Annotated in this window: 21 protein-coding genes and 1 riboswitch; of the genes, 10 read left to right on the top strand and 11 right to left on the bottom strand. The window is 71.3% G+C overall.

Features of this window, described 5'->3' with window-relative positions:
• The first annotated feature begins 8 nt into the window (after nt 1-8).
• Nucleotides 9-893: a pyridoxal-phosphate dependent enzyme gene (locus tag AB0C01_RS12745; RefSeq protein WP_357571139.1), complete on the top strand. Its 885-nt coding sequence runs from the start codon at nt 9-11 to the stop codon at nt 891-893.
• A gap of 69 nt (nt 894-962) precedes the next feature.
• Here the strand turns inward: AB0C01_RS12745 and AB0C01_RS12740 are convergent, their stop codons facing one another.
• Nucleotides 963-1,808: an NAD(P)H-binding protein gene (locus AB0C01_RS12740; RefSeq protein ID WP_357571138.1), complete on the bottom strand. Its 846-nt coding sequence runs from the start codon at nt 1,806-1,808 to the stop codon at nt 963-965.
• A gap of 88 nt (nt 1,809-1,896) precedes the next feature.
• Here AB0C01_RS12740 and AB0C01_RS12735 point away from each other — a divergent pair, with 88 nt between their 5' ends.
• Both AB0C01_RS12735 and AB0C01_RS12730 read left to right on the top strand, forming a co-directional pair.
• A complete protein-coding gene (locus AB0C01_RS12735; RefSeq protein WP_357255898.1) occupies nt 1,897-2,376 on the top strand; it encodes a MarR family transcriptional regulator in 480 nt (159 codons plus the stop codon).
• A gap of 132 nt (nt 2,377-2,508) precedes the next feature.
• The gene (locus tag AB0C01_RS12730) at nt 2,509-3,138 is read left to right on the top strand and encodes a VOC family protein (protein WP_357255900.1); all 630 of its coding nucleotides are present in this window, start codon (nt 2,509-2,511) and stop codon (nt 3,136-3,138) included.
• 9 nt (nt 3,139-3,147) lie between these two features.
• On the opposite strand, the gene AB0C01_RS12725 is transcribed toward AB0C01_RS12730, so the two are convergent.
• Nucleotides 3,148-3,756, bottom strand: a complete 609-nt coding sequence (locus tag AB0C01_RS12725; RefSeq protein ID WP_357255902.1) for a TetR-like C-terminal domain-containing protein — start codon at nt 3,754-3,756, stop codon at nt 3,148-3,150.
• 114 nt (nt 3,757-3,870) lie between these two features.
• Between AB0C01_RS12725 and AB0C01_RS12720 the strand changes: the two genes are divergently transcribed.
• Nucleotides 3,871-4,881 (top strand): aldo/keto reductase, encoded by a 1,011-nt coding sequence (locus tag AB0C01_RS12720; RefSeq protein WP_357571137.1) that lies wholly within the window; start codon nt 3,871-3,873, stop codon nt 4,879-4,881.
• 8 nt (nt 4,882-4,889) lie between these two features.
• Here AB0C01_RS12720 and AB0C01_RS12715 read toward each other — a convergent pair whose 3' ends face one another.
• Nucleotides 4,890-5,717: a hypothetical protein gene (locus tag AB0C01_RS12715; protein WP_357255906.1), complete on the bottom strand. Its 828-nt coding sequence runs from the start codon at nt 5,715-5,717 to the stop codon at nt 4,890-4,892.
• Complete coding sequence (locus tag AB0C01_RS12710; RefSeq protein WP_357571136.1) at nt 5,717-7,318, bottom strand: helix-turn-helix transcriptional regulator; 1,602 nt, start codon at nt 7,316-7,318, stop codon at nt 5,717-5,719. Before AB0C01_RS12710 ends, AB0C01_RS12715 begins: the two co-directional genes overlap by 1 nt.
• A gap of 197 nt (nt 7,319-7,515) precedes the next feature.
• Here AB0C01_RS12710 and AB0C01_RS12705 point away from each other — a divergent pair, with 197 nt between their 5' ends.
• Both AB0C01_RS12705 and AB0C01_RS12700 read left to right on the top strand, forming a co-directional pair.
• Nucleotides 7,516-7,872, top strand: coding sequence for a hypothetical protein (locus AB0C01_RS12705; RefSeq protein WP_357571135.1), 357 nt, complete (start codon nt 7,516-7,518; stop codon nt 7,870-7,872).
• A gap of 13 nt (nt 7,873-7,885) precedes the next feature.
• On the top strand, nt 7,886-9,019 hold the full coding sequence (locus AB0C01_RS12700; RefSeq protein ID WP_357255912.1) for an oxalate decarboxylase family bicupin: 1,134 nt from the start codon (nt 7,886-7,888) through the stop codon (nt 9,017-9,019).
• A 23-nt stretch (nt 9,020-9,042) separates the two neighbouring features.
• On the opposite strand, the gene AB0C01_RS12695 is transcribed toward AB0C01_RS12700, so the two are convergent.
• From AB0C01_RS12695 to AB0C01_RS12675, 5 genes are all read right to left on the bottom strand, one after another.
• Complete coding sequence (locus AB0C01_RS12695; protein ID WP_357571134.1) at nt 9,043-10,506, bottom strand: PepSY domain-containing protein; 1,464 nt, start codon at nt 10,504-10,506, stop codon at nt 9,043-9,045.
• A gap of 230 nt (nt 10,507-10,736) precedes the next feature.
• Nucleotides 10,737-11,333, bottom strand: a complete 597-nt coding sequence (locus tag AB0C01_RS12690) for a copper resistance CopC family protein (RefSeq protein ID WP_357571132.1) — start codon at nt 11,331-11,333, stop codon at nt 10,737-10,739.
• Nucleotides 11,330-12,571 carry a Dyp-type peroxidase gene (locus AB0C01_RS12685; protein WP_357571131.1) on the bottom strand — a complete coding sequence of 414 codons (1,242 nt, stop codon included), beginning with the start codon at nt 12,569-12,571 and terminating at the stop codon, nt 11,330-11,332. The genes AB0C01_RS12690 and AB0C01_RS12685 overlap by 4 nt, the downstream gene beginning before the upstream one ends.
• On the bottom strand, nt 12,568-13,167 hold the full coding sequence (locus tag AB0C01_RS12680) for a copper chaperone PCu(A)C (protein WP_357571130.1): 600 nt from the start codon (nt 13,165-13,167) through the stop codon (nt 12,568-12,570). The genes AB0C01_RS12685 and AB0C01_RS12680 overlap by 4 nt, the downstream gene beginning before the upstream one ends.
• Before the next feature lie 64 nt (nt 13,168-13,231).
• Complete coding sequence (locus AB0C01_RS12675) at nt 13,232-15,265, bottom strand: copper resistance protein CopC (RefSeq protein ID WP_357571129.1); 2,034 nt, start codon at nt 15,263-15,265, stop codon at nt 13,232-13,234.
• 130 nt (nt 15,266-15,395) lie between these two features.
• Nucleotides 15,396-15,611: riboswitch (cobalamin riboswitch) on the top strand.
• Between the two features lie 130 nt (nt 15,612-15,741).
• Here AB0C01_RS12675 and AB0C01_RS12670 point away from each other — a divergent pair.
• The 3 genes from AB0C01_RS12670 to AB0C01_RS12660 all read left to right on the top strand — a co-directional run bounded on the left by AB0C01_RS12670 (nt 15,742) and on the right by AB0C01_RS12660 (nt 18,444).
• Nucleotides 15,742-16,254: an acyl-CoA thioesterase gene (locus tag AB0C01_RS12670; protein ID WP_357369322.1), complete on the top strand. Its 513-nt coding sequence runs from the start codon at nt 15,742-15,744 to the stop codon at nt 16,252-16,254.
• A 95-nt stretch (nt 16,255-16,349) separates the two neighbouring features.
• Nucleotides 16,350-17,342, top strand: coding sequence for a zinc-dependent alcohol dehydrogenase family protein (locus AB0C01_RS12665; RefSeq protein WP_357255924.1), 993 nt, complete (start codon nt 16,350-16,352; stop codon nt 17,340-17,342).
• Nucleotides 17,343-17,904: 562 nt separating this feature from the next.
• Entirely contained in the window at nt 17,905-18,444 is a 540-nt protein-coding gene (locus AB0C01_RS12660; RefSeq protein WP_357255926.1) for a DinB family protein, read from the top strand.
• 110 nt (nt 18,445-18,554) lie between these two features.
• Here AB0C01_RS12660 and AB0C01_RS12655 read toward each other — a convergent pair whose 3' ends face one another.
• Both AB0C01_RS12655 and AB0C01_RS12650 read right to left on the bottom strand, forming a co-directional pair.
• Entirely contained in the window at nt 18,555-18,938 is a 384-nt protein-coding gene (locus AB0C01_RS12655) for a hypothetical protein (protein ID WP_357255928.1), read from the bottom strand.
• 137 nt (nt 18,939-19,075) lie between these two features.
• Nucleotides 19,076-19,291, bottom strand: coding sequence for a winged helix-turn-helix domain-containing protein (locus tag AB0C01_RS12650; protein ID WP_357255930.1), 216 nt, complete (start codon nt 19,289-19,291; stop codon nt 19,076-19,078).
• A gap of 654 nt (nt 19,292-19,945) precedes the next feature.
• On the opposite strand from AB0C01_RS12650, the gene AB0C01_RS12645 reads away from it, so the two are divergent.
• A complete protein-coding gene (locus tag AB0C01_RS12645; RefSeq protein WP_357571128.1) occupies nt 19,946-20,119 on the top strand; it encodes a hypothetical protein in 174 nt (57 codons plus the stop codon).
• The last annotated feature ends 81 nt before the right edge of the window (nt 20,120-20,200 follow it).

Below are 20,200 nucleotides of genomic sequence, written 5' to 3'. Positions count from 1 at the left end.
CTGCAGGGGTGATCACTCCCGTTTCCCTCGGCACGTGGCCGACACCGTTGGAGCCTGCGCCCCGGCTCGCGGCGCGGCTGGGGCTGGCCGAGCTCTGGTTCAAGCGTGACGACCTCAACGGCCTCGGCGGAGGCGGCAACAAGATCCGCAAGTTGGAGTACACCTGCGCCCAGGCGATCGCCGCCGGCGCCACCACGGTCATCACCTCGGGCGCGCCGCAGAGCAACCACGCCCGGCTCACCGCGGCCGCCGCCGCGCGGCTCGGTCTCGCCTGTGTGCTGGTGCTCGCCGGCCCGCCTGCGGCGAAGCGGCGTGGCAACCTGCTCCTCGACGGGCTCGCCGGTGCAAAGGTCGTCTGGGGCGGGGACGGCCCGCTCGCCGAGGTGGTGGCGGCCGAGGCGGAGAGGCGATCCGCCTGGGTGATCCCGTTCGGCGGCACCTCGCCCGCGTCGGTCCAGGGTTACGTGAACGGCGGCCGGGAGTTGCGGGCACAGGTGCCGGACGTCGACGGGACCGACGTCGTGGTGGCGCTCGGCTCCGGTGGCACGATGGCCGGGCTGGTGCGGGAGCTGGGTGCCGCGCGGGTGATCGGCGTGGATGTCGGTGCCCTGCCGGACCCGCGTACGACAGTCGCCGGGCTGCTCGACGGCGAGGTCGAGCCGGACGCGCTGCGGATCGACGGCTCCCAGGTGGGCGCCGGGTACCGCACGCTGACCGACGGGGCCCGGGCGGCGCTGGAGACGACCGCGCGCGAGGAGGGCGTCTTCCTGGACCCGACGTACACCGGCCGGGCGATGGCGGGGCTGCTGGCCGGCAGCTTCCCGCACGGCGACAAGGTCGTCTTCCTGCACACCGGGGGACTGCCGGGACTCTTCGGTCACCCCGACCTGTAGGGCGTCGACTGGCGGAAGCCCCGCGCGGTGCCCTTCGGCGAGACCGCACCGAAGGGCACCGCTCGCCGGTCAGGCGTTGGCGAAGTGCGCGCGGTGGTCGTGGGCGAACTCGGCGAAGGTCCGCGGCTGCCGGCCGACGATCCGGGCGACGTGGTCGTTGGTGAAGTCGCCCCACCCGGAGCCGTAGGCGACCCTGTACTCGGTGAGAACCTCGGCCGACCACGTGTCGAGGCCCGCCTGGAGCAGACTGTCGCGCGTCTGTTCCGGGTTCTGCGGTACGTACGTGACGGGCTGCCCGAGGGTACGAGTGATGTCCTCGGCGGCCTGCTCCAGGGTGATGCTCTCCGGCCCGGTCGGCGTGTAGATCATGCCCTCGTGCCGCTGCGGGGCGGCGAGGATCGCTGCCCCCGCGGCGGCGATGTCCCGGGCGTCGATCACCCCGACCCGCGCGTCGCCGAAGAGCCCGTAGAGGTGCTCACCGGCCTTGGCGCCGAGCAGGTTCTGCATGAAGTAGCTCGGTCGCAGGATCGTCCAGGGGATCCCGGAGTCCTGCACCTCCGCGTCGGAGAGCGCGTGCAGCCGACCGTTGCGGGTGGGCGCATCGTGCGCGGCACCGATCGCGGAGAGTCGGACGATGTGCCGCACGCCGGCCTGGCGGGCGGCCCACACCGCGTTCATGCTCTGGCTCGGGGCCAGCGGACCCATCGGCGTCAGCAGCCACAGCGTCGTGACCCCCTCGAACGCCGGGGTCAGTGTGGTGGGGCGGTCCAGGTCGCCGACGACGTACTCGACACCGTCGAGGCGGGGTGCGCGCGAGACGTCCCGGACGAGGGCGCGTACCGGCTGGCGGCCGGCGAGTTCGCGCAGCACCTCCCTCGACACGGTGCCGTTTGCCCCGGTTATCAGAATGGTCATGGTCGTCCTCTCGGTGGGGGCGAAACCGTGGTCGGGCCATCGGTCGCCGCCAGCGACGATATAGTCCAAAACTTGTACCGTCCAATGATTGGACTACGTTATGAAACGCAGCACACTGAAGGAGCAGGACCCCGACCTCGGGATCCTGGCCGTGCAGCTCTCCGCACGGGTGCAGCGGGAGATCTTCCGACACTCGGCGGAGCACGGGTTCGACGACGTCCGCCCCCGCCACGGCGCGGTCCTCGCGTACCTGGACGCCGAGGGCACCCGCCCCGGCGAACTGGCCCGGCTGGCCGGCCGCAACAAGCAGACGATGGGCGCGATCCTCGACGAGTTGGAGCGGCTGGGCTACGTCCGGCGTACGCCCGACCCGGCGGACCGCCGGGCAAAGCTGATCGTGCCGACGGACCGGGGTCGCCGGTTGATGGAGATCTCCGACGGTTTCGTGCAACTGATCGAGCAGAAACTCGCCGACACGCTCGGTCCCGACCGGTACCGGGACTTCCGAGACGCGCTGGGCCACGCCGTGGCGAGCCTGCCGGCGACCGGCCACGACACCGAGGGCTGAGCCGGCGGCGCGAACACCCGGACCCCGCGCTCCTCGGGGTGCGCCGGGCCGCCAGGGTGTCGTCCGGCCGATGCCGGGAAGGCGGCATCCGGCACGCGGTTTCGGCGATCGGCGGATCGAGAGGGGGCGGTGATGAGCCCGAAGAGCGCCCAGGGTGATGCGAGCGGCAGGTCGAGCATCGAGAGCGTCGACGTGAAGCTGGAGGTGATTGTCATCCCGGTGTCGGACGTCGACCGGGCGAAGGCGTTCTACCTGCGGCTGGGATGGCGCCTCGACCAGACACCGCCCGGCATCGTCCAGCTCACGCCGCACGGCTCCGACTGCTCGGTGCAGTTCGGGCCCGGGCTCACGTCGGCGGCCCCCGGCTCGGCCATGGCGTACCTGATCGTGTCCGACATCGAGGCGGCCCACGACGCCCTCGTCGCGGCCGGTGTCGAGGTCGGCGACGTCTTCCACGTCAGCCCGGACGGTCCGGTCGACGGGCCGGACCCGCAGCGGCGCAGCTACTTCTCGCGCGCCACGCTGCGCGACCCGGACGGCAACACCTGGCTGCTGCAAGAGATCACGACCAGGCTTCCCGGACGCATCGAGGGAGGCCGCACGTCGTTCGGCTCCACGAGCGACCTGGCGAGCGCGCTCCGGCGTGCGGCCGCCGCGCACGGTGAGCACGAGAAGCGGACGGGCGAGCATGACGACAACTGGCCCGACTGGTACGCGGCGTACCTGGTGAGCGAGCAGTCGGGGGCCGAGCCGCCCGAGTGAGCCGCGCCGTCAGCGCAGCCCGCGTACGAGGTTGTCGACGAGGGTGCGGGCAAAGTCCTCGGTCAGCGGCAGGTCGGGGATCAGCAGCCGGTGGTAGCAGGCGCCCCAGAGCTGGTCGACGACGGATTCCGGGTCGATGTCGGCGCGGAGCTGCCCGCGGGCCATGGCTCTGGTGAGGGTCTCCACGGCGAGCGCGCGGCGGGGGCCGGAGTAGCGCTCCCGGTAGGCGGCGGCCAGTTCCGGGTCGGTCTGCGCCTGGCCGATGAGTTGGCTGATGACCCGCCCGGCAGAGGTGTCCCGGACGAGGTGGACGAAGGCGACGAGCTGGTTGGTCAGGTCGGCGACGATGTCGGCGGTGTCGGGGAAGGCCAACGTGGGGGCGACGACGGTGAAGTAGCCGTCCAGGGCGAGCGCCCCCCGGGACGGCCACCACTTGTAGATCGTCATGCGGCTGGCCCCCGCCTGGGCCGCGACCTTCTCGATGGTGAAGCCGGCCATGCCCTCGGCCAGCAGGAGGGCGCCGGCTGCCGTGAGGATCTCCGCGCGTACCTGATCGGCGGGGCGACGGCCGCGACCACGGCGCGGCGGGGTGTGGGCGTCCGGCGTGAGCTGGGCCACGGGTCCTCCCGGTTATATGGACAGCGTGTCTACGGGGTGGTTATATGGACACAGCGTACACAGCGGTGCCCGATCTCGGAACGCGCCGCGACCCGACCGAAGGAGACGAGGACCATGACGGCTCTACCACGACGACGGCTGGGTGCCTCCGGACCGGAGGTGTCGATCATCGGGCTGGGCGCGATGGGCATGTCGGACCTGTACGGCCCGTCCGACGAGGCGGAGAGCGTGGCGACGCTGCACGCGGCCATCGACGCCGGCGTGAACCTGGTCGACACCGGGGACTTCTACGGCTCCGGCCACAACGAGATGCTGATCGGTCGGGTGTTGCGTGAGCGCCGTCGGGACGAGGTCGTGCTCAGCGTGAAGTTCGGTGCGCGCCGCACACCGGACGGCGCGTTCCAGGCGGCACCGTACGACGTGTCGGCGGCGGCGGTGAGGGACCGGTTGGCGTACTCGCTGCGCCGGTTGGGCACCGACCACATCGACATCTACCGGCCCTCCCGGCTGAACCCGCAGGTGCCGGTCGAAGAGACCGTGGGCGCGCTGCTGGAGATGCAGCAGGCCGGCTACATCCGGCACATCGGGCTCTCCGAGGTGGGCGCGGACACCATCCGCCGGGCGGCGGCCGTCGCGCCGATCAGCGACGTCCAGATCGAGTACTCGCTGCTGTCCCGTGGCCCCGAGGCCGCGATCCTGCCGGCCCTGCGCGAGTTGGGCATCGGCTTGACCGCCTACGGGGTGCTGTCCCGTGGTCTGCTGAGCGGGCACTGGTCGGCGGACCGTGAGCTGACCGGCACGGACTTCCGGGCGAACAGCCCTCGGTTCCAGGGTGAGCACCTGGCCGCCAACCTGCGGCTCGTAGACGCGCTGAGCCGGGTCGCGCAGCGGCTGGGGGCCACCACGAGCCAGGTGGCGATCGCCTGGGTGGCGGCGCAGGGCGAGCAGATCGTGCCGCTTGTCGGCGCGCGGCGGCGGGACCGGCTGACCGAGTCGCTGGCCGCGGCCGACCTGGTGTTGGACCGGGAGGCACTGGACGAGATCGAGCGCGCCGTGCCGGCCGGTGCCGCCTCCGGTCAGCGGTACGCGGCCCCGATGATGGACCTGCTCGACAGCGAGAAGTGACGGCCACGTCAGGGAGTGGACCGCCAGACCCAGTTGCGCCGCTCGTAGAGCGGCACCAGCCCAGCCCGGCGCAGGTTGTTCAGCGACGGGTTCTGCGTACCGGATGCGGGCTTCCCGGTCTCGGCGAACAGCCACCGGCATCCGGCCTCGGCCGCGGCCACGGCGCGGGCGGCGATCAACGCCGACTGCGCGCCGAGACCGCGGTGAGCGGGTGCCGTCGCGGCGGCGTTGAGCGAGGCGGCCCCGTCGTGCAGGAACAGGTTGCCGCCCGCCACGAGCTCCGCGTCGTCCCACGCGGCGTACGGTCTCCAGGCCGGTTCGCCCACGGTCGCCGCCAGCATGTCGGTGAGCCCACCGGCCGGCATGCCGAAGCCGGCGAGCAGCACGTTCGCCCAGCGCTCCGCCTCGGCCGTCGGCACCGGGCCGACGCGCAGGCGGGTCGGGGTCGCGGCGACGTCACCGGGCCGAGCGGCGAGTTTGACCCAGGTGCTCCCCGCTTCGAGCCCGCGCGCCGCGGCGATGTCGTCGAAGCCCGCGGGCAGCACCGACGGGACGAGCTGGAGGACGGCCTGAGCGACGCCCTGCTCCCGGTAGAAGTCGAGGACGCCATCCAGGGTTCGCGCGGTGAACGGCTCGGTGATGCCGAAGCCGAGGGCCTTGCTCCAGTACCCGCCGGAGGGGTCGTTGCGCATCGCGAGGGCGACACCGCCGCCGATGCGCGTGGTCGCGATCCCCAGATCGGTGTACGCGGGCTCAGGTGCCCGTGACTCGTAGGAGTACATGAATTCGCACTCCACGCCTTCGGCGAGCGGCATCAGGTCGGCTGGTTCGATCATCAGCTGATCATCGACTTGTGCCGGTCCCAGGCCCGCACGAGCTGCATCCGGTTGTGGATACCCAGCTTGTGGTAGATGGACCGGAGTTGGGTGTCCACCGTGTGGAAGGAGACGAAGAGATGCCCGGCCGCCTCCTTCTTGGTGGCGCCGGCGGCGAGCATCTCGGCCACCCGCTCCTCCGCCGGTGTGAGCGCCTCGATGCCCGTGCGCGGCGGCTCATCGATCGACGACCGACGGCGCGGGGTGGCCGTGAGTTCGGCGCACCGTCGGTCGGCGGTCGCCTGATCGCCGGGCGCGCCGATGCGGGCGTAGAGGGCCGCCGCCTCGTGCGCGGCATCCCACGCCTGTGCCGGGCGCAGTAGGGGGCTGTTGGCGAGGTCGAGCAACGCGTCGGCCAGAGCCGGCCACGCGGTGGTGGTGCGCAGCCCGTCGACCGCGGACCGCAGTGCGCCGGGGTCGCGATCGAGCAGCCCCCTGGTCTGGTCCGCCAGTGCCTGCCACAGCGGGACCGGAGTCCGGGTGGCCACCAGTGCGACAAGTTCGGTGACCCGGCGGGCGGCCTGCGTGTCGCCGGCGGCCACCGCCGCGCGGACCAGACGGGGGCCGAACTGCGGCACCGGCAGGAGCGACCGCACCGACCGGTGCAGGTCGGCGACGATGCTGCCGAGGAGGTTCACCGGCTCGCTGAGGGCGGGATCGCGGACGGCGACGCAGAGGGCGGGCGTCCACACCGTACTGTCCGGCCACCGTCTCCGGGTGAGACAGGCGCGCAGAGCGGCGCGCGCCGCGTGGTGCTCGCCCCGGCGGTAGTGCACCTCCGCGAGGACCGTGACCAGTAGGGCACGTGTCTCCTGGCTGATGTCCACCGAGTCGGATCCGAGCCTGGCGGCCGCGAGGGCGGCGGCCTCGGGCAGCTCGCCCACCGCGACCATGCGCAGGCAGTCCAGGGCGGTCAGGGCGCCGCTCAGCGGCGTACCGGTCGAGGTCGTGTCGTCGAAGGCCTGCCTGGTCGCCGTCCGGGCGTCCTGGTGCCGGCCCAGACCGAGCTGCACCAGGATCGCTTCGGTGCGGACCGAGGTGGCGTCCCGTCGGGCCGCCCTGGCGTCGGGGTCCAGTGCCGTCAGGACGGCGTGCGCGCCGGGTAGATCTCCGTGCGACAGCGCGCGGGCGGCCCGGCCGAGGGTGAGGTGGCGGGCGGATGACCGGTCACCCGAGGTGGCGTGCGCGGTGCCCGCGTCGCGCAGCAGTGCGTCGGCGTCCGGATGTCCGGTGCGGGCGGCGATGGTGGCGATGACGGCGAGCAGCGTGGCTCGGCTCGGGGCGTCCAGTCGCTGGTTGAGCGACTCCCGGAGGCCCGCGAGGGCGACCGACGGTGGTTCCAGCGCCGCGATCTGTGCCAGGCGGCTCAGCAGCAGGGCACGGTGTCGCGTACCGCGGCCGTTCGCGGCGATCTCGACGGCCAGGACGCGCAGGGCCGCCTCGCCGCGCCCGGCGAGCCGGAGCTGATCAGCCGCGGCGAACAGCCACCGTTGTCGTTGCTCGGTGTCGGTGGCGATGTCGTCAGCCGGGATCGCCGTGGCGTTGAAGGATGATTCGGACAATAGCGTTCTCCCCGGTGGTTACCCGGCGCGTCGAAAGGCCGTCCTGCGACCGAGCCTATCCACGGCGGGAGAGGCGGGCGACCAGATCGACGAAGCGGCGGGATTGCGGCGTAAGGCCCACGACGTCCCGAAATGACGGAACGTAATGGCGCGATCACGTGATGTGACGGCACCGACTTGGCCCCGATCATCGAAGCATGGCCCACACGACGTCGTCGCCCCTTGATCGTTGGCTGCCGAGCAACGCGGCGGGTCGGCCGGACTGCTCCTCGACAGCCGACGACCGGGGCGAGCACCCGGATCGGACCAGCCTGCCCGGCGCGAACCGGCTCCGGGTCGTCCTGCTGGCTCTCGTCGTGTTCGCCAGCACCGGGGCGGGCGGCCACGCTCCGCCGTGGACCCGCCTGGTGGTGGTGGCGACCGCGGTGGCGGTACCCGCCGCGATCGCGGTCCAGTACGGATGGCCCGCAGTACGCACCCTGCTGGGGCTGCCGTCCCGGCCACGCCGGCGAGGCGGATCCATGTCCACGCCCGAGCCGGCCCAACCGACATAAGGAGACAGCGATCATGGCGAACAGCGATCCTCAGCCGCGCCGCGGCGACCAGGGGGCACCGCCCCTCGCGGGCCGCAACATCGAACTGGAGCGGCAGAACCCCGATCTGGTGGTGCCGCCGACGACCGACAGTCGACTGGTGCCCAACCTCAAGTTCTCGTTCTCCCAGGCGCACACCCGAGTGGAGAAGGGTGGCTGGACCCGAGAGGTCACCAGCCGGGACCTGCCGATCGCCACCCAGTTGGCCGGCGTCCAGTTCGGATTGGAGCCGGGCGGGTACCGCGAGATCCACTGGCACCAGCAGTCCGAATGGGCCTACATGCTCAGCGGCAGCTGCCGGATCAGCGCCGTCGACCACGAGGGACGCAACTTCATCGAGGACGTGAAGGAGGGCGACCTGTGGTTCTTTCCGCAGGGCGTACCGCACAACATCCAGGCGCTGGACGACGGCGCCCAGTTCCTGCTCGTCTTCAACGACGGGGCCTTCTCGGAGAACAACACCTTCCTGCTCAGCGACTTCTTCGCCCACACTCCCCGGCACGTCCTGGCCAAGAACTTCGGCTGGACGATGGAACAGATGGAGAACCTGCCCGAGCGGGAGAAGTACATCTTCCAGGGCGACGTCCCGCCGCCCCTGCAACAGGACCGGGTGGTCAGCCCCACCGGCGACATCCCGCGCAGCTTCAAACACCGGATGACCGCGCAGACCCCGCACCGCTTCCGCGGCGGGACGGTGCGGGTCACCGACTCGACCAACTTCGCCGCGTCCGTGACCACCGCCGCGGCTCTCGTCGAGGTCGAGCCCGGGGGAATGCGCGAGCTGCACTGGCATCCCACCACCGACGAGTGGCAGTACTACATCTCCGGCACCGGTCGGATGGGCGTCTTCGCGTCCCAGGCCGCCGCCCGGACGTTCGACTTCCAGGCCGGCGACGTGGGCTACGTGCCGTTCGCCTACGGGCACTACATCGAGAACACCGGTGACGAACCGCTGGTGTTCCTGGAGATGTTCCGGCATCCGCGCTTCGAGGACATCTCGGTGATGCAGTGGATGGCCAACACGCCCCACGAGATCATCGCGGACACGATAAACGTGCAGAAGTCGATGGTCGACGCCTTGCCGACCACCAAACAGGTGGTGATCTGACCACGGTGGCCGGCCCTCGCTGATCAGCTCCCGGCGGGTGCCGGCGAGGTGGGCGCCTGGGCAGGTCGTCGGCGTCGGGACACCGCGCCGGCGACGACGTCGACGACGAGGAACGCGAGCAGGGTGAGCCCGAACAGGGGCAGCGCCAAGCCGACCGCGACGACCACCGGTACGCCGATCAGCAGGGCCCAGAGCGGCAGTCCGCGTACGCCGCCACGGGCCGGCGGGGTGCCGGCGAGGGCGCGTCGGTCGGTGCGGGTGGGTCGACGTTGCCACCACATGCGGTAGCCCCAGACGATGACGCAGAGCAGCCCGAGGGCGAGCGCGGCCAGCAGGATCTGGTTGACCAGGCCGAAGAGCAGGCCCATGTGGGCCTGGATGCCGAGCCCGCTCAGTTGGGCCAGCAGGGGCCAGTCGGCGAAGTCGCTGCGCGCGGTGACCGTGCTGGTGGCCGGGTCGACGGCGATGCGGTCCTTGGCGACCGGCCAGGTGTTGTCGACCTGCGTGACGGTCCAGGCGAGGCCCGGCTCCGCCGCCGGGATGATCTCGATCGGCCCGGAGAGTCGCGCGTCGCGGGCGACCGTCAGCACCCGGTCGAAGGCCGCCGACTCGACCGTCGCGCCCGCCCCGGCGGCACCGTGGTGGTGACTGCCGCCCGGCTCGGCGGGGATCGCGCTGAGGCTGGTGGAGATCTCCGGCGTACGGGCATTGAGCGCGTCGAGGCCGGAGGCGAAGTTCGCGCCGGCGTAGCGGGACCAGGTCAGGCCGGTGGCCGAGAGGAAGAGCAGTCCGACGGTGAGCCAGATGCCCGTGGTGGCGTGCCAACTCCGGGTGCGGCGAACACCCCGGCCCGTGGACAGGTCCGGCACGAGCAGGTGTCGGGCGCTGGCTCGGGCGGCGCTGCGTCGACGCCACCAGAGGATGACCCCGCCGAGCGCCATCACCCACAGCCAGCTCGCGGCCAGCTCGGAGTAGTTCTCGCCCACCGTGCCCAGGTGCAGGTGGCGGTGCAGGTCGTCCAGCCACGTCGCGGCCGGCGTCGAGCCGAACCAGGTGGTGAGCTGCCCCTGGGACTCGCCGGTGTACGGGTTGATGTAGACGGTGTGCTGCTTCTCGCCGAGCTCCGGCAGGGAGAAGACCACAGTTGTGGTCCGGTCGCCGTCGCCGGGCTGCACGGCGGTGATGCTGCCGGTGGGGTGCGCGTTTCGCGCGGCCCCGACCTGCTCGGCCAACGGGAGCTGCCGGTCACCCACCGGGGCGGCGGTCAACTGGTCGCCGTAGAGGAACGAGTCGAGTTGCGGGGTCGTGGTGTAGGCGAGCCCCGTCAACGCGGCGACCACCAGGAACGGGGCGACGAGGATGCCGGCGTAGAAGTGCAACCGCAGCAGCAGCGCGCCGAATGGCGACGGACGCCGAGCCGGCCGGGCGGGTTTCTCGGGTGCGGAGGGCTCTGGCGTCGGCGTGCCGGACAACTCGGTAAGAGACATGGTGATCCGATCGGAAGAGTCGGGAGGCACCCGAAGGCCTCTCCCGCACTGGTCTGGTCGCCCGGTGGTGTGTCGCGTCGGCTCTGTCTGGTAGTCGGCTGGCCGGCGTCGCCGGTTCCCGGCGACGTGGAGGCCGATTCTCCGACCGGAAGGGCCTCTCGATCGATCGAGATCTTGGAAGAAAGGTGCCCCTTGAGGGGCGGTTTCCTTCCAAGATCGCAAGGGGTCGGTCAGCGACGGGCGGCCCGCCGCCACAGCAGCCCGGCCGCCACCACGACGAGGACGGCCAGCACGGCACCCGCGACGAGCACTGCGGCACCCGGGCCGGCGGCGGTGTCCTTCGCGGTGGCGGCGGCGGACGCGGTGGCGGCCGACGTACCGGCGTCGGCGACCGGCGCGGCGCTGGACGCGGGGTCGGCAACCGTGAACGGGTACGACCCCTGGACGGGGTGCCCGTCGGCGGAGACGACCCGGTAGGCGACCGTGTACCTGCCGTTGGGCAGTGCGCCGGTGATCTGGACCGTGCTCGTCGCCCCGGTGACCACCGGCGCGCCGGTGGTGAGCTTCCGCTTGGCGGCGTCGGTGAGCACGATCGTGGTGAACGTGGGGTCGAGCCGCTGCATGAATTCGAGGGCGACCTCGGTCGGCGCGCGCGACAGGGTCGTGTCCCGAGCCGGCGTCGACGACTTGAGCGAGTTGTGCGCCCAGGCCGGGCTGGCCGGAATGAGCAGCGCCACGAGGACGGCGAGCGCCGCCGCGCCGAGCCGGACGGCGGTGGGGCGGGGTGGCGGCACGGTCCTGGTGACGTCTCCGGTTGGCGGGGTCATCCGAGCACCTGCTCGCCGATCCAGCCGTCCGGCGTACACCCGGGTGGGATGGCGAAGACGGCAGAGCCGATCGGGGTGGTCCATTCGTTGAGCAGGTCCCGGTCGGCCAGTCGGCGTTGGATGGGCAGGTACTGCCGGGCGATGTCGGCCTGGTACGAGGTGAAGATCAACCCGCTGTCGGCGTGGCCCTCGGCGGTCGGCACGCCGTCGTAGTTGTAGGGCCGGCGCAGGATCTTCAGCCGGTCGTCGGTTTCTCGGGCCCGGGTGAGGTGGGAGAAGTCGGGGATGACGGTGAGCCCGTCGGGGCCGGTGGCGGCGAAGTCGGGCTCGTCGTGCTCGGCGGTGCCGGTGAGGGGCGCGCCGGTGTCGAGCCGCCGCCCGATGGCGAGTTCGCGGTCGGTGCGGCCGAGCAGGTCCCAGGTCTCCATGTTCATGCTGATGCGCCGTACCACAAGGGTGGTGCTGTCGCGAAGCCACGCCGGGCCGTCCGGCACCCACAGTGCGGTGTCCAGCGGGGTGCCCGGCCGGGGGTTGGCTGTGCCGTCGAGCTGGCCGAACAGGTTGCGCTGCGTGTGGCCGCCCGTTTCGACTCCGGGGCTGCGCCGGAAGCCCTGCTGGACCCAGCGGACGACGGCGAAGGGCCGGCTGTCCTTGATCAGGACTCGTTGGGCGTGGGCGACGGTGACCGCGTCGTCCGCGCAGATCTGCACCAGCAGGTCGCCGCCGGACCAGGCCGGCTGGAGTCGATCGACGCGGAACGAGGGCAGGTCGGTGACCGAGGCCGGCCGCCGGTCGTCGACACCGGCGGCCCGGTACAGGCCGGGCCCGAAGCCGAACGTCACCGTCAGCCGCGCCGGCAGAAGCCCGAGTTCGGCCTCGGTGTCGGCAAGCGCGGGTTGGCCCTGGGTGAGCCGGGCGGCGTCGTCGGTGAGCAGCCGCAGCATCCGCCCCAGCGCGGCCCGGTCGGTGCCGGGTCGCAGGGTGAACGCGACGAATGCCGCGTGCGCCTGCGGTTCGGTGGCGACCCCGGCCTGCCGGGCGCCGTGAAACGGCTCGACCAGGCCGCCCACGCTCGCCGCCAGCGTCGTGTCGGCGATGGTCGCCGGCGGTGGTCCGGTCTGCCCGGCACGGGTCACGGCGATCGCGGTCCCGCCGGCCACGGCACCGCCGACGGCGAGAGCCCCGCCGGTGAGCAGGCCACGCCTGCTCACCGGCCGGACGGGTGACGTCTCGGTCACGACGCCGGGCTCATGCTCATCCCCGGCGTAGCGCTCGTGCCGGGCATGGGCTCGCCGTGCCCGGGGGCGTAGCTCTCCTGCGCGCCGGTGAACGGCTTGGCCACCGCGCGGAACTGCTGGGTCCGGCCGTCGGCGAAGGTCAGGGTGACTGTCAGCTCGTCTCCGGCCTGGACCGGCTTGGTGAGGTCCATCAGCATCAGGTGATCGCCACCGGGCTCCAACGCGTGCGTGCCCTTGGACTTGATCACGATGCCGCCCTGCTTCTGCCGCATGACCATCTTGCCGTCCTTCATGGCCATCTCGTGCAGCTCCATGGGCGACACCTCGGTCGTGGCGCTGGTCAGCGTGACATCGCTGTCACCGTCGTTGACCAGGGTCCCGAAGGCCGCCGTCATCCCCTTGTCGGCCGCCTTGACCCACGGGTCACGAATGCCGAGCACACCGGCGTCCGGGTTGGCCGAGACCGACGCGGACGGCGCGGGCGGCGCTGCCGACGGAGAGTCGGACGAGCCGCAACCCGCGGCGCCCACCGCCAGGATGGCGGCGGCGAGGACGGTGGCCAAGTGGCGTGAACCGAACGGGTTGGTGCTGCGCATGTGTTCTTCCTCCGATGATCGCTGCTGGCTGGATGGTCGGCCGCAGCGGGGAGAAAGTTCCGGCTCAGGGCACGTTGATCGTGAACTCGGCGGTGTGCACCTTGCCGGCGACCTGGAAGTCGAAGAACGCCCGGTACCGGCCCGAACTCGGGGCGGTCAGCCAGAACTTGACCGACCCGTCGACCAGCTCCGGCTCGGGGTGGACGTGCACGTACCCGAGGTCGCCCTCGCGGACGACGACCAGGTGCCCGTACGCGCCCAGGTACGGCTCCAACTGCACGGGCACGGTCGGGTCGGCGCTGACCTTGAAGTGCATCGGCGCCGTCACCCCCACCGTCGGGGTTCCGGTCATCGACACCGCGTACGGCCCGGCCTTCGCCTGGGCCTGCACCGGTGGCAACGCGGTCGGGGTGTGCGCGCCGGGCACGGTGTGGTCGACGCCCAGCACGAGCGGAATCTGCGTGTCGTTGGGCGCGGTGACGGAGAAGTCGGCGTAGACGCGGTAGCCGCCGGGCCGGGCCAGTGTCAGGGGGACGCTCCAGGTGCCGTCGGCCGCCATCGTCGGGTGCAGGTGCTGGTAGCCGGACAGGTCACGGCCGACCACGATCAGGTGCAACGGCTTGTCGTGGACGACCGCGAAGCGGGTCGCCGGTTGCCGGTCGGTCCCGACGATGCGGAACCGGTAGTCCGCGCGTACCCCGGGCGGTTGGGACCGCTCCAGTGGTTGCAGGGTGTAGCCGCCGGCGCTGACCGTCGTCCCGGTCGCCAGCGTCTCGCCCGTCGCGCCGTCACCGCGATGCGTGTGCGGCCCGGTGCCCGCCGGGTGTTGGTGCCCGTCGTTCGCGGCGCCCTCCTGGCCCGGGGCGGGCGGACCGCCCGCGGGCTGCCGGGCGCTGCGGTCCGCCGGGTTCCCGTCGCCGGTCCCGATGCGGGCCAGACCGAACCCGGCCAGCAGAGCGATCACCAGCCCGCCGACGAGCAGCGCAAGGTGGGTGTTGCTCAGCCGGGATCCGGGCGCTGCGGCGGCGAGATCCGTGTCGGGCCGTGCTCCGGGCTCGACCGTGGGCTCGCCGTCCGTACCGGCGACGGTTTGATCGGTCGGCGTCGGATCGACCGCGACGCCCGTGCGGGCCGTGACGACCGCGTTGCCCTTGCGTGCCGCCGGCACGGTGGTGGGCCGCCGCTTGTCGCCCGGAGCCGGCGCGACGACGGTCCTGCGACCGTCGGCCTTGCCACCGCCGATGGTCTTGCCGCCGGTGGCCGGGCCAGTGCCGGCCTTGTTCGTGGGACGGGCACCGCCGCCGCGTCGACCGGAGGTCGCCGGCGAGGTGCGGCCCCGGCCGGTGGGTCTGCGGGTGGAAGCCGATCGGCGACGCCAGAAGATGTACGCGGCCACCGCCCCGGCCGCCGCGACCACCACCGCCCAGCCGGCCAAGGCCACCGTTCCGAAGCCGCTCTCCTCGGTGGACTCGGTCGACGGAGCCGCCGCAGCCGGCGGGTTGGACGGATCGTCCGCGGTGGTCGGCACCGCCGAGGCCTGCCCGGACGTGTTGTGCTGCTCGGTGGCGGCCACCAGCGCCGGGTCCGGTTGGGTCGACGGCGGGCTCCACCCCTTCGGCGCCGCGGCCACCCGCCCGTCGTAGCGGAAGGTCAGGGTGCCCCGCACGGTGTCGCCGTCCGAGGCGACCGACAGGTAGCTCACCGAATACTGGCCCTTGGCGGGCAGGTGGGCGACGGTCACCACCGCGGGGAACCCCGTCGTGTACTCCCGTGGCTCGAACTGCCCGTTGACCAGGAAGTACTCCCGTACCGGCTTCTCCAGCGGCTTCGGCTCCCCCTGCGACCAGCCGTCGTCGACCCGGGTGCCGTCCGGGGCGGTGACCGTGAAGAACGCGTTGGCGGCGGCCTTCTCGGTGAAGTAGAGCCGCACCGCCGTGAAGGGCTCGCGCACGGTGGAGCCGCCCGCCGGTGTGGACTCGGCGAGGGTCCCGTGAGCCGCGGCGGGTTGGGCGGACGCGAGCAGGGCGACCGCCGAGGCGAGGAGGAACGCGAGGAGGCCCGAGATCACCCGCCCGCAAGTCTGGGGGAGACGACGCATCTGGATATCCTCACCCTCGCGAGACTTTTTTCAAGAGGTGGCGATCTTCTTCCTCCGACGACAAAAGTTGACGACGAGGTCGCGGGCCGTCGCAGCGGGACGCCCCGGGTGGACACATTCCCTGGCCAGCTATGCTGCCGACGGCGCTGGTTCGCCCCGTCGTGACCGGCTGGGCGTCGCAAGAGGGAACCCGGTGGAAATCCGGGGCTGCCCCGCAGCGGTGAGTGGGAACGACCGCCGTCATCAGCACTGGGCCCATCGGCCTGGGAAGCGACGGCCAGTAGGGGACCGGCGCGACCGGTCAGGCCCGCGAGTCCGAAGACCTGCCGGCGCCGCGTACACAACCGTGTGCGCTGCCGGCGGCCTCGCGGGTGGGCTGAGCGGGTGACGGGCCGTGCGTGTGGCGCACGGCCAGGTCCTCGTCAGCGCGTGTCCGCGACCCGGCGGTGTGGTTTCCCGAGGGACGGACTACCGCTGTGCACGACACCACCACGATCGCCGGCCGAGCGCCGTCGGCGTCGCACCTGACCCTGTCGCAGATCATGGACCAGCACCACACCAACCTGATGGGTACGGTGCACGGCGGCCGGATCCTCAACCTCATCGACTCCGTCGCCGGTGTGGTCGCCGCCCGGCACTCCGACGGGCCGGCGGTGACCGCTGCCATCGACGAGACGGCGTTCCTCCGCGCGGTGCGGGTCGGTGACGTCGTACACGTCGATGCCCGGATCACCTGGGCCGGCCGCAGCTCGATGGAGGTCGCCGTCAAGGTGACCGCCGACCGGTGGGACCGGGCGGTGCCGCCCACCGACGTGGCCACCGCCCACCTGGTCATGGTCGCCATCGACGACGACGGTCAGCCTCGTACGGTGCCGCCGCTGCTGCCGGAGACCGACGGGGACCGGCGACGGTACCGGGAGGCGGAGATCCGCCGGGAGCACCGGCTGGCGCTGCGACGCGCGTTGCTCGACGGCGCCGACGACGCCTGACGCGCCCGTTGTGACGGTGGCCGGTCCGAGAACCCGCCCCACCGCCGATCCGGTCGGATAGCGTCCACGAGAGGCCCCGATCACGGAGAGTGTGGATGGCGATGCGCGCTGCGGTGCTGCGGGAGTTCGACGTTCCGCTGACGATCGAGGAGATCGACCAACCCAGCCCCGAGCGCGGGCAGGCGCTGGTGCGGATCGTCGCCAGCGGGGTCAACCCGCTCGACACGAAGATCCAGGCGGGAAAGGCCGCGCACGCACGCATCCAGCTCCCCGCGGTGCTCGGCCTGGACCTCGCCGGCGTCGTCGCGGCGGTCGGTGCGGAGGTGACCGACCTCGCGCCGGGAGACGAGGTGTACGGGCTGTGCGGGGGCGTGGGCGACCTCCAGGGTTCGCTTGCCGAGTACGCCGCCGTGGACACCCGACTCCTGGCCCGCAAGCCGAACACCCTCTCCATGCGGGAGGCCGCCGCGTTACCCCTGGCGGCGATCACCTCCTGGGAGGGGCTTGTCGACCGGGCCGGGGTCCGGGCCGGCCAGAAGGTGCTGGTGCACGGCGGCGCCGGTGGCGTCGGTTACGTGAGCGTCCAACTCGCCCAGGCGCGCGGCGCCGCGGCGTACGCCACGGGCGGGCCGGCGAGCATGTCTCTGATCGAGAGCCTGGGCGCGGTAGCGATCGACTACACCTCGACAAGCGTCGAGGAGTACGTGCAGAGGTACACCGACGGTGCCGGGTTCGACATCATCGCCGACAACGTGGGCGGCGCGACCCTCGACGCGTCGTTCGCGGCGGTGCGCACCTATCACGGCCACGTGGTCAGCGCGTTGGGCTGGGGGTCGCACTCGCTCGCCCCGCTGTCGTTCCGGGGAGCGACCTATTCCGGGGTGTTCACTCTGCTGCCGCTGCTGACCGGGCAGGGCCGCGAACACCAGGGCGACATTCTGCGCGAGGTCGCGGCGCTGGCCGACGCCGGCATGTTGCGCCCGCGACTGGATCCACGCACGTTCACGCTCGACACGGTCACGGACGCCCACCGCCTGGTCGCCAGCGGCACCGCGAACGGCAAGGTTGTCGTGGACGTCGCCGGTTGAGATGCGGGGACCGTCCCTCCGATCTGCAGGGCGCGTCGCGCCGCTGCGGGCCGCCCTTTGACCCTGGAGCTTCTGCGTCGCATTGCTGCCGCGCCCTGGCGTCTCGTAGGCGTCAAGGCGCTCGTGACGACGGATTCGGTGGTGGCAGCCGGATACCCTGCTCGATAACCGACCGGGGAGAGCCAATGGGCCTGTCAAGCCGTGAGTGTCCGGACTGCAGACGACGGGTCAAAGAGCCGTTTCAAGAGACAATCACCGGCCGCAAGGTCTGCCCTGACTGCGCCAACGCCCTCTTCATGGGCTCTGCTGCCGGCGCAATCACGGGGAATGTCGGCTCCGGGTACGGCGTCTGGGCCATGCTCATGCGCAAGATCCGGCGTTCGTCTGAGTGACGACCAGGACGACTCTGTCCGGACGTCCATGAACTCCGGTGGACTTTGAGGCAGCTCAATCGGTGCTTCCTGCGGAACGAAGGTGTCAAGCTTCGCCAGCGATGCGCCGTCGAAGTTGGTGCACCGCAACTCACTTGACTGGTGCGATCCGCCCGCGATTTGGTGGCGCCGTGAGCAAACTGTGGACCGCCCCCGAGAAAGACCCCAGGACCTTCGGTCAGCCCGTCGGCGAGAAGGCGACCTACCGGGAGTACCTCGGCAACTACCGCCTGACCATAGAGATGAAGTGCGACGGACTGGACGCCGAGCAGCTCGGCCGACGCTCGGTACCGCCCAGCACCCTGAGCTTGCTCGGCCTGGTCCGCCATCTGGCGCAGATGGAGAACCAGTGGTTCCAGCGTGTGCTGCAGGGGCGTACCGACGCACCGTGCCTTTACCAGCACGAGGACGACCCGGATTGGGACTTCGGGGGCGCAGTCCCCGACCCAGCGGTGGTGAAGGACGCCTTTGCCACCTGGAAGGCCGAGATCGCCAGGGCGGACGAATGGCTCGACGCCCTCGACGAGGCCGACCTGGGCCGCGAGGTGCTGGTCGACGGTGGCAGCCACGCCACGCGCGACGTGCTTGTCCACGTGATCGAGGAGTACGCGCGGCACGCTGGCCACGCCGACCTCCTACGCGAGTGCATCGACGGGCGAACCGGCCTGTGACCCACCACGGCGGTGGGTCAGCACAAGGACCGCCGTCAGGATGCAACCTCACCGTGAGGAACGCCGCAGGTCACGCAACCGCTCGTCTGAGTTCCGCTTCAACGTCTGACTCAGGAGTTCCTGGCTCGTACGAAGTCCGCGTAGTCCTCCCCGGCAACCCCGTGGTTGACCCAGCGATCCGGCGACGCCCCGGTCGCTCGCTGTGCTAATTCCAGCGCTTCGGCCGGGTCTTCAACGTGACCGATCAAGCGGCCAGGCCCTGGGTCGTCCTCGCCGTCTGGGTCCAGCGACGGGAACACCGACAGGTCCCGGCGGCTCTCGTCGTCCAGGTCCTGCACGTTCTGGATGGACACGTTGTAGCCCTCTTTCCAGGGCCAGATGGACACCCAGCGGATGCCTTCGACGCCCGCAATCACGACGGGTCCGAGGAACTGCTCGGCCCCCTTCTTGCGGTGCAGCGCGCCGAGGAGGAACGACCTGCTGAGGTGTCGCACCCTCGGAGGTTAACCGGCCCCCCGTTTATGCAAAATGCGAGCCCGGTTGCTGTCGACAGCAACCGGGTCAGACGGGGAGGGGCTCAGCCGGAGAAAGACGGAACATTGCCCGAGGTTACAGGCACCTAGGGAGAGATTCACTCGGCGACGAAGACGCCAACACCGGGAAGTGTTTCGGTCATTCCTTTGATCCGTAGTACCTGCATTGCGCGGTCGATCACCGGCTCGGTAACCCCGTAGTGCTCAATCAGCTCTCGCCGACTCGGCAGCTTGGAGCCGGGCTGGAACTCGCCGGCCTTGATGCGTTCGGCGAGGTCGTCGGCGATCTGTTCGTAGCGGTAACGCGGTGGCACGTGGCTCTCCTCGGTTGGCAACACGAGTAGACCACCTACGTCAGCCCTTGACTACCCAACGGTACCTGTGGGAGGTTGCCGAGGAGGTCGATTCCCTCGGTTGGCGCTGTGGGCCGTCCTCGCCGGCGTGGATGTCCGGCGCGTCCCCCGCGCTCGGGCATCCACGCCTCCAGATCGCTCCGGTATAAGGAGACGGCAGTGCTCCCTTCGACAAGGGCAGGGCAGATCCTGGCGCGAGCAGGCGAGGCGAGCCGGTGAAGCGAGTTTCGTACGACGAGTACGTGCTGGCGGTGGCGCTGACGCTCGCTCGCCGTCACCGGCCCGTCTGGTCCTGGCGACGCTGGCGGCGCATTTGCCGCTGCGGAGGCGCGCTGCCATGCCGAAGCCGGCATCGCATCCCGATCAACCGCGGCCACTGGCCCAGCCAGGACGGCCCGCAGTGACCACTCACCACCCGATCAGGCCGGCCTGGACGTGCGGTGGCTGTGCTTGGGAGTGGCCATGCCAGACCCGGCGTCAAGAGTTGCGAGCGGAGTACGACCGAGCCCCGGTCTCACTGGTCCTCTACCTGGCGGGTCAGTTCGTCGACGCGACGCAGGATCTGGCCCACGTTCCCGCCGGACTCCTGCACTACCGATTCCTCGGTTGGACCCGATGAGCATCCTGCGGCCGGGTGACGAGAAGTTCCACTACAACGACGGCTCGCGCAGGTGGATCCCGCCGGACCCGGACTACGACCAGGAGGTCTGGGACGAGCAGGTGCGTCAGCACAAGCACGGCCACCTCAGGAACGAGCGCCCGAAGGTTCGCATCCAACGCCTCGTCTGACGCCAGCTGTGCAGCAGCGAATCAGAGCAACCGGGTCAGCCGAACCTAGCCGAGCAGCGCGCCATTCAGGGACATCAAGCG

The organism is Micromonospora sp. NPDC048905 (assembly GCF_040649655.1).
Classification (GTDB): Bacteria; Actinomycetota; Actinomycetes; order Mycobacteriales; family Micromonosporaceae; genus Micromonospora.
This window is presented reverse-complemented; position numbering and strand designations above follow the sequence as displayed.

Bases quoted from the DNA above. Each gene is read 5' to 3' on its own strand.
- AB0C01_RS12720 (WP_357571137.1), top strand. From the start codon at position 3,871: ATGACGGCTCTACCACGACGACGGCTGGGTGCCTCCGGACCGGAGGTG.
- AB0C01_RS12680 (WP_357571130.1), bottom strand. From the start codon at position 13,167: ATGCGCAGCACCAACCCGTTCGGTTCACGCCACTTGGCCACCGTCCTC.
- AB0C01_RS12645 (WP_357571128.1), top strand. From the start codon at position 19,946: ATGAGCATCCTGCGGCCGGGTGACGAGAAGTTCCACTACAACGACGGC.
- AB0C01_RS12715 (WP_357255906.1), bottom strand. From the start codon at position 5,717: ATGATCGAACCAGCCGACCTGATGCCGCTCGCCGAAGGCGTGGAGTGC.
- AB0C01_RS12730 (WP_357255900.1), top strand. From the start codon at position 2,509: ATGAGCCCGAAGAGCGCCCAGGGTGATGCGAGCGGCAGGTCGAGCATC.
- AB0C01_RS12665 (WP_357255924.1), top strand. From the start codon at position 16,350: ATGGCGATGCGCGCTGCGGTGCTGCGGGAGTTCGACGTTCCGCTGACG.
- AB0C01_RS12690 (WP_357571132.1), bottom strand. From the start codon at position 11,333: ATGACCCCGCCAACCGGAGACGTCACCAGGACCGTGCCGCCACCCCGC.
- AB0C01_RS12700 (WP_357255912.1), top strand. From the start codon at position 7,886: ATGGCGAACAGCGATCCTCAGCCGCGCCGCGGCGACCAGGGGGCACCG.
- AB0C01_RS12705 (WP_357571135.1), top strand. From the start codon at position 7,516: ATGGCCCACACGACGTCGTCGCCCCTTGATCGTTGGCTGCCGAGCAAC.
- AB0C01_RS12695 (WP_357571134.1), bottom strand. From the start codon at position 10,506: ATGTCTCTTACCGAGTTGTCCGGCACGCCGACGCCAGAGCCCTCCGCA.
- AB0C01_RS12675 (WP_357571129.1), bottom strand. From the start codon at position 15,265: ATGCGTCGTCTCCCCCAGACTTGCGGGCGGGTGATCTCGGGCCTCCTC.
- AB0C01_RS12740 (WP_357571138.1), bottom strand. From the start codon at position 1,808: ATGACCATTCTGATAACCGGGGCAAACGGCACCGTGTCGAGGGAGGTG.